Annotated in this window: 11 protein-coding genes; 8 read left to right on the top strand and 3 right to left on the bottom strand. The window is 71.4% G+C overall.

What is annotated here, in order from left to right:
- The first annotated feature begins 172 nt into the window (after positions 1 to 172).
- Both GA0070213_RS11530 and GA0070213_RS11525 read left to right on the top strand, forming a co-directional pair.
- A complete protein-coding gene (locus tag GA0070213_RS11530; RefSeq protein ID WP_091061828.1) occupies positions 173 to 2,992 on the top strand; it encodes a transglycosylase domain-containing protein in 2,820 nt (939 codons plus the stop codon).
- A gap of 122 nt (positions 2,993 to 3,114) precedes the next feature.
- Positions 3,115 to 4,674 carry a glycosyltransferase family 87 protein gene (locus GA0070213_RS11525; protein WP_091061826.1) on the top strand — a complete coding sequence of 520 codons (1,560 nt, stop codon included), beginning with the start codon at positions 3,115 to 3,117 and terminating at the stop codon, positions 4,672 to 4,674.
- A gap of 58 nt (positions 4,675 to 4,732) precedes the next feature.
- Here GA0070213_RS11525 and GA0070213_RS11520 read toward each other — a convergent pair whose 3' ends face one another.
- Both GA0070213_RS11520 and GA0070213_RS11515 read right to left on the bottom strand, forming a co-directional pair.
- On the bottom strand, positions 4,733 to 7,033 hold the full coding sequence (locus GA0070213_RS11520; RefSeq protein ID WP_245716358.1) for a hypothetical protein: 2,301 nt from the start codon (positions 7,031 to 7,033) through the stop codon (positions 4,733 to 4,735).
- The gene (locus GA0070213_RS11515; RefSeq protein ID WP_091061825.1) at positions 7,030 to 7,812 is read right to left on the bottom strand and encodes a deoxyribonuclease IV; all 783 of its coding nucleotides are present in this window, start codon (positions 7,810 to 7,812) and stop codon (positions 7,030 to 7,032) included. Before GA0070213_RS11515 ends, GA0070213_RS11520 begins: the two co-directional genes overlap by 4 nt.
- Positions 7,813 to 8,426: 614 nt before the next feature.
- Between GA0070213_RS11515 and rpsF the strand changes: the two genes are divergently transcribed.
- The 4 genes from rpsF (at position 8,427) to rplI (ending at position 10,076) form a co-directional block, all read left to right on the top strand.
- Positions 8,427 to 8,717 (top strand): 30S ribosomal protein S6, encoded by a 291-nt coding sequence (gene rpsF, locus GA0070213_RS11510; RefSeq protein ID WP_088643630.1) that lies wholly within the window; start codon positions 8,427 to 8,429, stop codon positions 8,715 to 8,717.
- An 80-nt stretch (positions 8,718 to 8,797) separates the two neighbouring features.
- Positions 8,798 to 9,334 carry a single-stranded DNA-binding protein gene (locus tag GA0070213_RS11505; RefSeq protein WP_175441301.1) on the top strand — a complete coding sequence of 179 codons (537 nt, stop codon included), beginning with the start codon at positions 8,798 to 8,800 and terminating at the stop codon, positions 9,332 to 9,334.
- A gap of 41 nt (positions 9,335 to 9,375) precedes the next feature.
- The gene (rpsR, locus tag GA0070213_RS11500; protein ID WP_007073789.1) at positions 9,376 to 9,615 is read left to right on the top strand and encodes a 30S ribosomal protein S18; all 240 of its coding nucleotides are present in this window, start codon (positions 9,376 to 9,378) and stop codon (positions 9,613 to 9,615) included.
- A gap of 14 nt (positions 9,616 to 9,629) precedes the next feature.
- Positions 9,630 to 10,076, top strand: coding sequence for a 50S ribosomal protein L9 (gene rplI, locus GA0070213_RS11495; protein ID WP_091061823.1), 447 nt, complete (start codon positions 9,630 to 9,632; stop codon positions 10,074 to 10,076).
- Positions 10,077 to 10,142: 66 nt separating this feature from the next.
- Here rplI and GA0070213_RS32525 read toward each other — a convergent pair whose 3' ends face one another.
- A complete protein-coding gene (locus GA0070213_RS32525) occupies positions 10,143 to 11,651 on the bottom strand; it encodes a hypothetical protein (protein WP_091061821.1) in 1,509 nt (502 codons plus the stop codon).
- A 395-nt stretch (positions 11,652 to 12,046) separates the two neighbouring features.
- Here GA0070213_RS32525 and dnaB point away from each other — a divergent pair, with 395 nt between their 5' ends.
- Positions 12,047 to 13,450, top strand: a complete 1,404-nt coding sequence (dnaB, locus tag GA0070213_RS11485) for a replicative DNA helicase (protein WP_091061819.1) — start codon at positions 12,047 to 12,049, stop codon at positions 13,448 to 13,450.
- Positions 13,451 to 13,769: 319 nt separating this feature from the next.
- Positions 13,770 to 14,057, top strand: coding sequence for a hypothetical protein (locus GA0070213_RS11480; protein WP_091061817.1), 288 nt, complete (start codon positions 13,770 to 13,772; stop codon positions 14,055 to 14,057).

The following is a 14,057-nucleotide window of genomic DNA, read 5'->3' as shown; positions in this document are numbered from 1 at the left end:
CGGCCCGATGTCCGGGCGGCACGAGCGACAGCCGTTAAGCGTGATTGGTCCGAATAGCTCGGATTTGACGGGCGTGCGCCGGCCGGGCCGGCAGGTAGCGTCCCGTGTTTCAGCTCACGGCAACCCGGTGGCGACGCCCCCGCGTCCCACCGCGACCGGCAGGGTGTGAGGAATGAACTACGGCGATTCCAGTTCTTCGCGTGGGCGGGCCCAGATCCCGGGCCCGAACGGCGACCCCGGCTCCGAGCGGAGCCCGCGCGGGAACGGCTGGTCCGGCGCCCCGGAGGGTGGCGCCTCGGCGCGCGCCTCGGTCACGCCACGCGGTGCCGGCGGCCGAGCCCCGGTCAGCGGCGTGCCACCGGCGCCCCGCGGCGCCGCGGGCGCGGCACCGGTCGGCCGCGCCGGCGCGGGCCGGGCCTCGGTGCCCGTCTCACCGGCACCCGGCGTCTCCGGGCGCGCGGGCGCCGGTCGGGCGTCGGTCCCGGTCTCCCCGGCCGGCCCGGCCGGACGCGCCTCGGTGGGCGCGGCGGGCGTGGGCGGGGCCGGGCGGGCGAGCGTCGGCGCGGCGCCGGTCGGCGGCCGTGCCGCGGTGGCCCGGGCCAACGTGCCCGGCTTCAGCGGCGGTGGCCCCGGTGGCCCCGGTGGCCCGGGCGTGCCGCTCGGCCCGGCGCGGGGCGGTCGCGGTGACGACCCGGCCCGGTCGAAGAAGCGCCGCCGGCTCAACATGCTGATCGCCGGCTTCGCCGTGTTCATCATGCTCGCCGGCATCGGCGTGGTGAGCTTCACCTGGTACTCGCAGAAGGTGCTGCTGCCGGAGGACACCATCCCGCCGCTGTCCACCACCATCTACGACCGGACCGGCAAGACGCCCATCGCGCGGATCGGCGACCAGAACCGGCAGTTGGTCACCATCCAGCAGATCCCGGTGTGGGTCCAGCACGCGGTCGCCGCTGCGGAGGACCGGAACTTCTACCGCCACTCCGGCGTGGACTACAAGGGCATCGCCCGGGCCGCCTGGAACAACGTCAGCGGTGGCGACAAGCAGGGCGCCTCGACCATCACCCAGCAGTACGCCCGCAACGCGTTCGACAACCTGAACCAGGACACGTACGGCCGCAAGGTGAAGGAGGCGATCCTCGCCTCCAAGCTGAACGACAAGTACGACAAAAGCGTCATCATGCAGCACTACCTGAACGTGATCTACTTCGGGCGCGGCGCGTACGGCATCCAGGCGGCCGCGCGGACGTACTTCGGCAAGGACGTCGCCAAGCTGACCGTGGCCGAGGGCGCGGTGCTGGCCGCGCTGATCAAGCAGCCCGAGCCGAGCGCGACGCACCAGGGCTACGACCCGGCGATCAACCCGCAGGCCGCGCTGGACCGGTGGAACTACGTCATCAACGGCATGATCACCGAGAAGTGGCTCGACGCCCCGAACACGCCGCCGCACCCCACCGAATATCCGAAGGCTCTCAAGCCGTCCAAGAACAGCGCCGGTGGCTTCGGCATCGACACGCCGTACGGCAACGTCGTCAACTACGTCTCGCAGGAACTGCGCGAGATGAAGCTCTGCACCGACAACGAGGCCGAGGCGACCGACGCCAGACCGCTCTGCGCCAAGGCGTTGAGCCGCGGCGGCTACCGGATCAGCACCACCATCGACGCCAAGGTCCAGAGCGCCGCGGTGGCGGCCGCCCAGCGGGCCAAGAAGGGTTCCGAGCTGGCCGGCCAGCCGGGCAACCTGATGGCGGCGCTGGTGTCGATCGATCCCAGTAACGGCGAGGTGCGCGCCTACTACGGTGGCGACAACGGCACCGGCACCGACTACGCCGGCAAGAACGTCGACAACGGCGTGGTCAGCGGTGGTCACTCGCCCGGGTCGAGCTTCAAGATCTACACGCTGGCGGCGGCGCTCGACGAGGGCATCTCCCTCAAGTCCCGGTGGAAGGGCAAGTCCTTCAAGCCGGACAAGATGGAGTTCACGGTCAGCAACGCGGGTGTCGACGCCAGTTGCGGCAACTCCTGCACGCTCGAGCAGTCGACGCTCAAGTCGCTCAACGTGCCGTTCTACTACATCACCGAGAAGATCGGCCCGGACAAGGTGCTCGACATGGCCAAGAAGGCCGGCGTCAGCACCATGTGGCGGACCGACACCAACCCCGCCAAGGCGTACGACCTGGCCAAGTACGACGCGAAGGACCTCGCGCCCGACCCGTTCTTCCACGTGATCGGCTACGGCCAGTACCCGATCACGGTGCTCGACCACGCCAACGGTGTGGCCACGTTCGCCAACGAGGGCTGGTACAACAAGGCGCACTTCATCCGGAAGGTCGAGAAGCAGAACCCCGCGACCGGTAAGTGGGACGTGCTGAAGACCGTGAAGACCACCCCGGAGCAGCGCATCAAGAAGGACGTCGTCGCCGACGTCACCTCGGTGCTGGAGGAATACCCGGGCCAGGTGAACCGGCGGCTCGACGACGGCCGGAAGGCCGCGGAGAAGACCGGCACCTGGGAGTTGAACGCGAAGACGCTCGACAACGGTGACGCCTGGATGATCGGCTACACGCCACAGCTCGCCACCGCGGTCTGGGTCGGCAACAAGGACGCCCGCAAGGCGATCAAGGACAAGGACGGCAACAAGATCAGCGGTGCCAAGATGCCCGGCGCCATCTTCCAGCGCTTCATGAACGACGCGTTGAAGGACGAGCCGAAGAAGGACTTCCCGCCGGCCGCGAACATCGGCAAGGACGACGTCGGCAACGGCGACATGCCGGCCGCGCCGCCGCCGACCCCCGGCGGCCCCGCCTGCGACCCGCTGGGCCTGTTCTGCCCCGACGGCAACCAGGGCGGTGGCAACCAGGGCCCCGGTAACCCCGGCGGCGGCAACCCGGGCGGTGGTGGCGACCAGGGCGGTGGTCTCCCCGGCTTCCCCGGGGGCGGCGGCCGAGGCGGTGGCGTGCTGCCCAGCACCCCACCGACCAGACAGACGAACTGACGCGTAGCCCCTGACGGCGGCGGCCGGACCCGAGCGGTCCGGCCGCCGCCGCGTTTCGCGGACCGGAATTTCTCCGCGCGCGGCGGGACGGACACCCCCGGCGTACGGCAGGATGCCTCTCCATGAGCACCCAGTCGACCGCAGGCATCGATGAGCCCGGTGCGTCCGGGGAGTCGCCCCGACCCGGAGCGACCGCCGACCACCCGTCCCGCTCGGACTGGTTCGTGCGGGGCACGTCCGGCCTGATCGGCGGGCCGCTCGGTGACCACGCCACCGCCCTCGACCGGCCGGCCGGTCGCGAGGGCCGGTTCTGGACCGCGGCGCGGATCGTGCTGGCCCTGGTCTGCCTCACGCTCGCCCTGCACTGGGTGCAGAAGTCGCCCTGCCAGGACGGCGCCTGGCAGAACAACGTCCAGTACACCCGGATGTGCTACACCGACGTGCTGGCGCTCTACTACGCCGAGGGGCTCAACGAGGGCAAGGTCCCCTACGCCGACCACCCGGTGGAATACCCGGTGCTGACCGGCTACTTCATGGGCGCGCTCGGCCTGCCGGTGCACGCCCTCGGCGTCGACAACCCCGGCGTCAACCAGGGGCAGTGGTTCTACAACCTGAACGCGCTGGTGCTCGGCGCGCTCGCGGTCGCCACCGTCGCGGTCATCCTCAGCCTGCGCCGCCGACGACCCTGGGACGCGGCCCTGTTCGCGCTCTCCCCGGCGCTGGTGCTCACCGCCACCGTCAACTGGGACCTGCTCGCCGTCGGCCTGGCCGCGTTCGGGCTGCTGGCGTGGGCGCGCGCCAGACCCGACCGGTACGGCATGTTGCTGCCCGGGCTGGCCGGTGTGCTGCTCGGGCTCGGCGGCGCGGCGAAGATGTGGCCGCTGTTCCTGCTCGGTCCGATCCTGGTGCTCACGTTGCGGGCCGGCCGGTTGCTGGCCGGGCTCGTCACCACGGCCACCGCGCTGGTGACGCTGGTCGCGGTCAACCTGCCGGTGGCGATCCCCTACCGGGAGAGCTGGGGGCGGTTCTTCGACCTGAACACCACCCGACCCATCGACTGGGGCACGCTCTGGTACATCGGCCGCTACCTGGACGGTCGGATCAGCCCGTCCGCCCCCGGCGAACTCGGCCCGTTCGAGTGGCTCAACGCCAACATCTCCACCCTCAACTGGGTGTCGTACCTGCTCTTCGGGCTGGCCTGCCTCGGCGTGGCCGCGCTCGCGATGCTCGCCCCGCGCCGGCCCCGGCTGGCCCAGGTCGCCTTCCTGATCGTCGCCGCCTTCCTGATCTTCAGCAAGGTCTGGTCGCAGCAGTTCGTGCTCTGGCTGCTGCCGCTCGCGGTGCTCGCCCGGCCGCGTTGGGGCGCGTTCCTGGCCTGGCAGTTCGCCGAGGTCTGCTACTTCGCCGCCTTCTACGGCGAACTGCTCGGCACCGCCACCTCCCGGCCGGTCTTCCCCGAGGGCGTCTTCGTGCTGGCATCCACCCTGCGCCTGGTCACCGTGGCGGTGCTCTGCGGCTTCGTCATCCGGGACATCCTGCGACCGGAGCGCGACGCGGTGCGGCAGACCTACGCCGACGACCCGGACGGCGGGCTGCTCGACGGGGCCCCCGACGCGCCCTGGCACCAACGTTGGCGCTCCGGTGCCGCCGCCGACCGCCCGGTCGAACCGGTGCCGGCCTGACCGGGCCGGCAGCGGCGGGGCGGTGCGCCGGCCGGGCCGCGAGGCGGCCCGGCCGGCCTCACAGCCGGTAGACGACCGCCTCGCCGACCTGCTCCCGGGTCACGCCCAGCCCTTCCACCGGCCGGTCGAGCATCCCCTCCCACGGGGTGCCGCCGAGCTGGTCCCGGAGCACCACCACGTTGCGGACCCCGATCCGCCGGAGGTAGTCGATGCTGGCGTAGTCCGGGAAACTGACCGTGGCCTCACGGACCTGGGCCTGGGAGTTCGGGGTGAAGCCGCTGCCGCCGTTGACCATCGGCTGGAACCTGTCGGTCGACCAGAGCATCACCGGCTGGTCGAGGTTCTGGCTGCTGGGCAGCACCAGCATCGGGCCGTCGACGGTGCGCATCGCCGCCGGCTGCCGCGGCACCACCGGGTGCGGCGTGACGTTCAACCCCTCGGCCAGCACCAGCAGCAGCGGCACCAGCGTGGCCAGCCGCAGCCACGGGCCCGGCCACGGCGGGACCCGTTCGGCGGCCAGCTCACGCACCCGCATGCAGAACGCGGTGACCGCGCCGGCCGCGAGCAGGCCGAGCAGCAGCGTGGTCCAGAGCATCATCCGGCCCGGCGTCCGCAGCCCGTTCCAGCCCGGCAGGTAATCGAAGAGCGGCACGTAGGTGAACCGGCCGTCGAGGAACCGGGTGCCCATCGCCAGCGCCATCGTCACCAGCACACCGGCGAGCAGGAAGAGCCGGTGGCGGACCCGCCAGACCGAGAAGAACAAGCCGCCGGCGGCCAGCGCGTAGAGCGCGAAGCCCGGCAGCAACGTCATCTCCGGATGCCACGGCAGCACCGCCCGGGCCCCCTCGTGCAGCCCGCCCCAGACCCGGGACTCGGCCGGCGCGGTGAAGAAGCCGCTGGCCGGCGGCGAGTAGAGCTGGATCTCGGCGAGTGAGCGCGCCGCGTTCGGGTGCAGCTCGGCGACCTTGAAGAACGGAATCGCCAGCAACCCGCCGACCGCGGCGAAGACGAGCGCGCCGACCAGGTCGGCCAGGAACAGCCGCCGGCCGAACGGACGCTTCACCCGCCGACGGCGGACGAACCACAGCACCACCGCGACCAGCCCGACGCCGGCCAACAGGTAGGCGAACGGCAACCCGATGCCGAAGCCGAGGGTGAGCTGCCAGGCGGCTACCAGCCAACCGGCCAGCGCCCAGCCCGCGTGCCGGCGACGCGGGCGGTAGCCGTGGCGCAGCGACCAGCCGTGCCCGCGGGCCAGCATGGCCAGCGCCAGCGGGATGCCGCCGTTGGAGATGATGTGCAGGTGCCCGGCCTGGGCCAGCAACCACGGCGCGTACGCGAAGCTCGCGCCGGCCACCGCGCCGCCGATCCGGCCCGCGCCGAGCTGCCGGGCCAGCGCGTACGCCCCGAACGCGGCGAGCGCGTGGGCGAGCACGAACATGATGTTGTAGCGCAGCACGGCCTGCTCCGGGCCGACCCCGATCAGGCCGGCCGGGGCGTAGCCGAGCAGGGTGTCGGAGAAGGCGAAGCTCCAGTTCTCCGGGAAGAACGTGTTGGAGTGCCACAGCATCGCCGGGTCGGTGCGCAGGATGTGCCCGGACCACGCCATCTGCCACGCCTGCAGGCTCGGGTCCCAGTAGTCCTGCGGCAGCGTGTAACGCGGGTAGCGCAGGGTGGGCCAGGTCATCGCCGCGGCCACCACGAGCGTGGCGACGGCGGCGAGCGTCCACTCGTGCACCAGGAAGCGGCCCACCGCGCGCCCGGCCCGCCGGGCCCGGCCGAGCACCGGCTCGGGCGCCGGCCCGAACGCGGTCCAGCGGTCCGCCGGCTCGTCGCCGTCCGTACCCCCGGCCTTGCCCTTGCCGTCGGCGTCGGTTCCGGCGTCGGGGTCCGTCCCGCCGGTCTTGTCCTTGGCGTCGGTTCCGGCGTCGCGGTCCGTGTCTGCGGTCTTGTGCTGGGCGTCGGTTCCGGGGTCGCGGTCCGCGCCGGCGGTCTTGTCCTGGGCGTCGGTTCCGGGGTCGCGGTCCGCGCCGGCGGTCTTGTCCTGGGCGTCGGTTGCGGCGTCGCGGTCCGTGCCTGCGGTTCTGCTCGCCGTCCGAGCGTCGCCGTCCGGGCCGCCGGTCCCGTTCTTGGCGTCGGCCCCGGCGCGGCCGTCCGTCCCGGCGGTCCGGCTTTCTTCGGCGGTCTCGTCGCCGCCGGCGGCGGTGGTCCCCGAGGGCTCGTCGTGGGTGGCGGCCGGCGCGGTCGAGGTGGCTCCGACCCGTGCGGCCGATGCCCTGCCCGGTGCCGGCTCCGCGTCCGTCGCGGCGGCCTCGGCCTGCGGGGCGGCCCCGGTCGCGCCGGACTGCTCCCCGGTCATGCCGTGGCGCCCAGCTGGCCGCGCAGGAACGCGATGTCGGACGCCTGGCCCTCGACGCCTCCCGGAGTCTCGACGATCACCGGCGCGCCGGCCGCCCGGATCACCGCCACCAGCAGCTCGGGATCGATCGTGCCGCCGGTGAGGTTGTCGTGGCGGTCCTGGCCCGAGTTGAAGGCGCCCTTGGAGTTGTTGGCGTGGATCAGGTCGATCCGACCGGTGATCGCCTTCACCCGGTCGACCAGGCCCAGCAGCTCCTCGCCGCCGGCGTGGGCGTGACAGGTGTCGAGGCAGAAGCCGACCTCGTGGTCGCCGAGCGCGTCCCAGAGGCGGGCCAGTGCGTCGAGGTGGCGGGCGCAGGCGTTGTCACCGCCGGCGGTGTTCTCGATCAGCACCGGCAGCGGGAAGCCGCCGGAGTCGGCCGCGTACGCGAAGGTCTTGCGCCAGTTGTCGAAGCCCTTGGCGAGGTCGTCCCCGGCGTTGACGTGACCGCCGTGCACGATCAGGCCCTTGGCGCCGACGGCCGCCGCGGCGGTGGCGTGACCGAGGAGCAGCTTGCGGCTCGGGATGCGGATCCGGTTGTTGAGCGTGGCCACGTTGATCACGTACGGCGCGTGGACGTAGAGGTCGACGTCGGCGGCGCGCAGGCGTTCGGCGTCCTCGCGCGGCTTCGGGGCCTTCCAACCCTGCGGGTCGGCGAGGAAGAACTGCACCGCGTCCGCCTCCCGGGCGGTCGCCTCGGCCAGCGGGTCGGCCGGATCGACGTGGGCTCCGATTCGCATGCAGGGCAGCCTACGTCGCCCCGGCGACACCCGGCGTACTCGCACGCGGGGGTCGCGGCCCCGAGTGCGCGTCACCACCTGGCCCCGCGGTCGTTGTCCGAGGTGAGATCGATGGTCGACGCTCCGCCCGGACGTGGTCCACAGCACGGCACGGGCAGGCAAGGCCCCCGGCAACGGGACGCCCCGCCGTGCGGCCCGGCACGACGGGGCACGATCCACCAGTTGGACGAATTCCTGCATTTACCCCAAGTGGTGACGAGAGCCGCTGTATGGTCACACCAGGTGACAACATGATAAAGCTCCGCGGGGCGTCCTCGATCCAACCTCATCGGTGTGGTCGTTCCTCCCCAGGTCCCACCCAAGGAATGCGGACGGGACGCCTCGCGGCCCCGTGGACAGGGGTCCACCTTCTCGGCGCGCGACGCCGGAGGTGGGCCCCTGTCGCCGCCTCCGGAGCCACTCGGACCACCGGCCCCGGCATGATCGTCCGGACCGGCTATCCTGGTCCGGTTGTCCGCGTCCGGCCGGGTTCCCCCGGCACCGGCGGGCAACGACGCACGACCTCCTGCCACGGAAGGACCGTGGCCGCCTAGCCCACAGGAGGTGAGCACGTCTTGCGTCACTATGAAGTCATGGTGATCCTCGATCCCAGCCTCGAGGAGCGCACCGTCGCCCCGTCTCTCGACACGTACCTGAACGTGATCCGGACCGCGGGTGGCTCGGTGGAGAAGACCGACGTGTGGGGCCGCCGGCGCCTCGCGTACGAGATCAACAAGAAGGCCGAGGGCATCTACGCCGTCGTCGACCTCCAGGCGACGCCGGAGGCCGTGGCCGAGCTGGACCGTCAGCTCCGACTCAACGAGTCGGTGCTGCGCACCAAGGTCATTCGCCCGGAGATGCGCTGAGCATCTAGACCCGGCACGTCCGGATCAAGCCTCATCCGCGCTGTCGGAGGGCTCTGAGAGCCTGTACGGCACAACGATGAGTGCGCGAGGAGATGGTCATGGCAGGAGACACCACCATCACGGTCATCGGCAACCTGACCGATGACCCCGAGTTGCGGTTCACCCCCTCCGGTGCCGCGGTCGCCAAGTTCCGGGTCGCTTCGACGCCCCGGTTCATGGACAAGGCGTCCGGCGAGTGGAAGGACGGCGAGCCGCTGTTCCTCTCGTGCACGGTCTGGCGCCAGGCCGCCGAGAACGTCGCCGAGTCGCTGCAGCGCGGCGCCCGGGTGATCGTGTCCGGCCGGCTGCGTCAGCGGTCGTACGAGACCCGCGAGGGTGAGAAGCGCACCGTCATCGAGCTGGAGGTCGACGAGATCGGCCCGTCCCTGCGCTACGCCACGGCGAAGGTGCAGAAGATGTCCCGCTCCGGTGGCGGAGGCGGCGGCTTCGGCGGTGGTGGCGGTGGTGGCCAGGGTGGCGGCGGAGGCAACTTCGACGACCCCTGGGCCTCGGCTGCCCCGGCCCCCTCCCGCGCTGGTTCGGGCGGCGGAAACTTCGACGAGGAGCCCCCGTTCTGATGGCGCCGAGCGCCCGCGATCGCAAACCAGGAGCAAGAGCAATGGCGAAGGCTGCGGCACTGCGCAAGCCGAAGAAGAAGGTGAACCCGCTCGACAAGGACGGGATCACCTATATCGATTACAAGGACACCGCGCTGCTGCGCAAGTTCATCTCCGACCGCGGCAAGATCCGCGCTCGACGGGTGACCGGCGTTACCTCGCAGCAGCAGCGGCAGATCGCCCGTGCGGTCAAGAACGCCCGCGAGATGGCGCTCCTGCCGTACACGGCCACGGCACGCTGAGGGGAGGCACGGACATGAAGATCATCCTTACTCAGGAGGTGTCCGGCCTCGGCTCTCCGGGCGACATCGTCGAGGTGAAGGACGGCTTCGGCCGTAACTACCTGCTGCCGCAGGGCTTCGCGATCGCCTGGACCAAGGGTGCCGAGAAGCAGGTCACGGTCATCAAGCGGGCCCGCTCGGCCCGCGAGGTCCGCGACCTCGGCCACGCCAACGAGATCAAGGGCCAGCTCGAGGGCCTGAAGGTCAACCTGAAGGCCCGCGCCGGCGACGGCGGCCGGCTCTTCGGCTCGGTCACCCCGGCCGAGATCGTCGACGCCGTCAAGGCGGCCGGTGGTCCGACCCTGGACCGCCGCCGGCTGGAGACGCCCGGCCACATCAAGTCGCTCGGCGCCTACCCGGTCAGCATTCGCCTGCACCCCGAGGTGACCGCGAAGTTCGACCTGAACGTGGTCAAGGGCTGACACCCACCGCACGACGGAAGGGCCCGCACCGGACAACCGGTGCGGGCCCTTCTCCGCTTCCGCACGTCAGCCGATCGCCTGGCCGGTCACCGCGCTGATCACCACCGTGGACAACCCGCCGCCCACCACGGCCGCCGCCAGCGCCACCGTCGCCGACCGCCACGTCGTCCCGACCTGACGCAGCAGGACGGCCACCACGAGGCTGCTCACCAACGCCAGCCCGAACCGCGGCGCCGCCGCCGACAACGACGCGAACGCGTGCGCCCGCGGTGAGTCGCAGCCGCCGCCGCTGATGTCGGTCACGCACCCCGGCGGCGCCTGCCCGTCCAGGAACACCAGACCGAGGAAGAGCAGCACCGCCGGCACCAGGTAGCAGGCCGCCGTGTAGACCAACGGTCGCAGCGGGCCACCCGGATCCGGGTCCAGCAGGTCGTCCTCGAGCCGCCGGCCCCACTGCCCGCCGCCGATCGTGTCCATCCCGCGCCGTAACGCGGACCCGCCCGCCCCGACCGGCTCCGCCGGCCGGCGACGAGGCGCGGCCCGGGGACGCGGAGCGGGGTACGCGACCATCGGCGACCGGGGCGCCGACGTCGGCGTCTCCATCCAGCGCGGATCGTCACCGGCCAGGCGGGTGCCCGACCAGAACTCCTCCATCTGCTCCGGCGACGCCCAGCCCTCCCGGACCGGCGGCGCCGTACGGTCCCACGGGTCCACCGCCGGGTACCGGTCGCCGGTGTCGCGCACCCGGTCGAGGTGACCGGTGTCGGTGAACCTGTCCCACTGGCCGGTGTGCTCCGTCCGGTCCCACCGATTCTCCGAGCGCTCCCACCTCGTCCCGGTGGCGCCCCGACCCCATTCCTGCACGCCCGACGCGTCCCACGGGTCGACCGCCGGCTGCTCCACCGGCGCCGGCTCGACCGCCCGCCCTCGCTCCCAGGGGTCGACCGCGGGTGGCGGCCAGGAGGAACTCGACGTCGACCGCCGGCTCCGCCGCGTCGGGCGTTCCGCCTCCCACCCGCCGCTGTCACCACCCGGGCTCGCTTCCTCGGGCAGCCCCGACCAGGTCACCTCCGGCTTGCGGGTCGCCGCCCGGCGGGGCCGGCTGCGCGGGACCGTGCCCGACACCGGCTCGTCCTCACCCTCGGCGCGCCGGCTCCCGACGTACCCCCGCTCCTGCGGTGCGTCCAGGGTCCACTCGGCGGTGTGATCCGACACCGGCGCGGCGCCGATGGCCCGCACCTCACGTCGGTCGTCGTCGCGGCGCCACCCGGCGTCGGCCCGCCAGCCGCCACCCGAGGACGGCGATTCGACCTCGACGTCCTCGTCGTCGTCGGGCGCGGCGTGCCGACCACCGCCGTCGGCCCGGCTGATCCCCGACTCGACCGCCCAGCGCGGCAGGTAGGCGTCCACCGGCTCGTCCTGGCCACGCTCGATCGCCCGTCGGCGGCTCGGAGTGCGTTGGCGCTCCGGCGCGTACGAGTCGACCGCACGCGGACCGGCGGAGGTGTCCCAGGAACCGCTCGGCCGGCGCACGCGCGGGGTGTCCTCCCCGCCTGCCCAGTCCCGGTGTCTCACGGCCGGAGCGTGACCCTTCTCCTCAACCCGAAAGTGCAATCCGCTGTCAAGGTGCAGCCGTTCGCAGCGATAGTACGGGACGAACGGCGACAAGGCTCGACCTGAAATCTTCCGTCCACAGGGTGGGGATGGGAAAAGCCCAGGTCAGGAGCAATAGGCCCGGAATTCCCCATCACTTTTCCACACCCTGTGCACACCCTGCGCACATGTCGGTCCCCCTGCGTCCACAGGTTGTCCCGAAGCTCGTCCACCGGTCCGGTTGGTGGCTGACCTCGGGTTCCGTATCGTGGCCAGCGACCGCCGGGCGATGACCCCCGATCGACCGGAGGGTCGGCGGAAGTTGTCATACCCCGGCGATAGAGCTGGACCCGATCCGACGCAGCAAGGGGGGACCCGTGTCGGTCACCGACGAGACGCGCGCGGAACGCACCGGAGGACAACCGTCCGAGCCGCAGCGCCGGGACGCGTCCTTCGAGAAGACCCCACCCCAGGACGTCGCCGCCGAGCAGTGCGTCCTCGGCGGCATGTTGCTCTCCAAGGACGCCATCGCGGACGTCGTGGAGATCCTCAAGACCAACGACTTCTACCGCCCGGTGCACGCCACCGTCTTCGACGCGATCCTCGACATCTACGGTCGCGGTGAACCGGCCGACCCGATCACCGTGGCGGCGGCGCTGGCCGACTCCGGCGACCTCGCCCGTATCGGCGGCGCGCCCTACCTGCACACGCTGATCGCCAGCGTGCCCACCGCCGCCAACGCCGCCTACTACGCCCGCATCGTCGGCGAGCGGGCCGTGCTCCGCCGGCTGGTCGAGGCCGGCACCCGGATCGTGCAGCTCGGCTACGGCACCGGCCCGAGCGGCAGCCGCGACGTGGACGACATCGTCGACCTCGCCCAGCAGGCCGTCTACGAGATCACCGAGAAGCGGGTCAGCGAGGACTTCGCGATCCTGGCCGACATGCTCCAGCCGACGCTGGACGAGATCGAGGCGGTCGGCGCCCAGGGTGGCGTGATGACCGGTGTGCCGACCGGCTTCACCGACCTCGACCGCCTGCTCAACGGCCTGCACGCCGGGCAATTGGTGATCGTGGCGGGCAGGCCTGGTTTGGGCAAGTCGACCGCCTCAATGGACTTTGCCCGAAATGCGGCTATTCGCGCCAACCAAGCTGCGGCCATCTTCTCGCTGGAGATGAGCAAGGTCGAGATCGTCATGCGACTGCTCTCGGCCGAGGCCCGTGTACCGCTCCACATTCTTCGTAGCGGGCAGCTCTCCGACGATGACTGGACCAAGCTGGCCCGCTGCATGGGCGAGATCAGTGAGGCGCCGCTCTTCGTCGACGACACCCCGAGCATGAACCTGATGGAGATCCGGGCGAAGGCGCGCCGGCTCAAGCAGAAGCACGACCTGAAGCTGATCGTCGTCGACTATCTCCAGCTCATGACGTCACCGAAGCGCACCGAGAGCAGGCAGCAGGAGGTCGCGGACCTGTCCCGTGGCCTCAAGCTGCTGGCCAAGGAGGTCGAGTGCCCGGTGATCGCGGTGAGTCAGCTGAACCGTGGCCCCGAGCAGCGCACCGACAAGCGTCCCCAGTTGTCTGATTTGCGGGAATCTGGCTCTATTGAGCAAGATGCCGACGTTGTCATCCTTTTGCACCGTGATGACTACTATGACAAGGAGTCGCCGCGAGCCGGGGAGGCGGACTTCATTGTTGCCAAGCACAGAAATGGTCCGACCGACACGGTGACGGTTGCGGCCCAGCTACACCTGTCGCGCTTCGTGGACATGGCCATCGTCTGAGCGCCGTCTCGCTCCAAGATCTCTGCCGATCGCGTCGATCTAGGAGTTGTGGTGCCTTGGATGTCAGGTTGCGGCCGATATCAGAGGTGCCACAACTCCATGATCGGCGGCTCAGTCGGACGACAGTTCCGGTCGGTGCTCCCGTACCCACTCTTCGACGTCCGACTTCCGCCAGATCTGGCCCATCTTGAGTACCTGATACGGGGCCGGGAAGTCGCGCCGGGAGGCGACCACCGAGGCGCGGGCGCCGCCGACTGCTCGCCGGTCGATAACAGCGATAGGGGTTGACGATCGATACCAACGCGAGCGCGATCGGGGGATGAGTGCGCCGTCTGCCTCCCCCGTACCCGATCGTGGTCGCCGGGCCGTCCGGCCGCACACCCCGATGCGACCGCGCTGGCTCTGCCGGGCCTGCGCGGGCCCCTGGCCCTGCCAGCCGGCCCGCCTGTTGCTGCTGATGGACTACCGGCGCGACCGCGTCGCCCTGTCGATCTACATGGCGACCTGCCTGTTCGACGCCACCGCCGACCTGCTCAAGCAGAACCCGGATCCCCAGGAGTTGTCCGACCGCTTCGTCGGCTGGACCGCCCGCCCTCCGCTCCAATGA

The sequence above is a fragment of the Micromonospora humi genome (assembly GCF_900090105.1).
Lineage (GTDB): Bacteria > Actinomycetota > Actinomycetes > Mycobacteriales > Micromonosporaceae > Micromonospora > Micromonospora humi.
The sequence above is the reverse complement of the archived record's forward strand: the minus strand, read 5'-3'. Positions and strand labels throughout refer to the sequence as shown.

Excerpts from the sequence above, each read along its gene's own strand:
- GA0070213_RS11530 (WP_091061828.1), top strand. The coding sequence starts at position 173 with ATGAACTACGGCGATTCCAGTTCTTCGCGTGGGCGGGCCCAGATCCCG.
- GA0070213_RS11525 (WP_091061826.1), top strand. The coding sequence starts at position 3,115 with ATGAGCACCCAGTCGACCGCAGGCATCGATGAGCCCGGTGCGTCCGGG.
- GA0070213_RS11520 (WP_245716358.1), bottom strand. The coding sequence starts at position 7,033 with ATGACCGGGGAGCAGTCCGGCGCGACCGGGGCCGCCCCGCAGGCCGAG.
- GA0070213_RS11515 (WP_091061825.1), bottom strand. The coding sequence starts at position 7,812 with ATGCGAATCGGAGCCCACGTCGATCCGGCCGACCCGCTGGCCGAGGCG.
- rpsR (WP_007073789.1), top strand. The coding sequence starts at position 9,376 with ATGGCGAAGGCTGCGGCACTGCGCAAGCCGAAGAAGAAGGTGAACCCG.
- rplI (WP_091061823.1), top strand. The coding sequence starts at position 9,630 with ATGAAGATCATCCTTACTCAGGAGGTGTCCGGCCTCGGCTCTCCGGGC.
- GA0070213_RS11480 (WP_091061817.1), top strand. The coding sequence starts at position 13,770 with ATGAGTGCGCCGTCTGCCTCCCCCGTACCCGATCGTGGTCGCCGGGCC.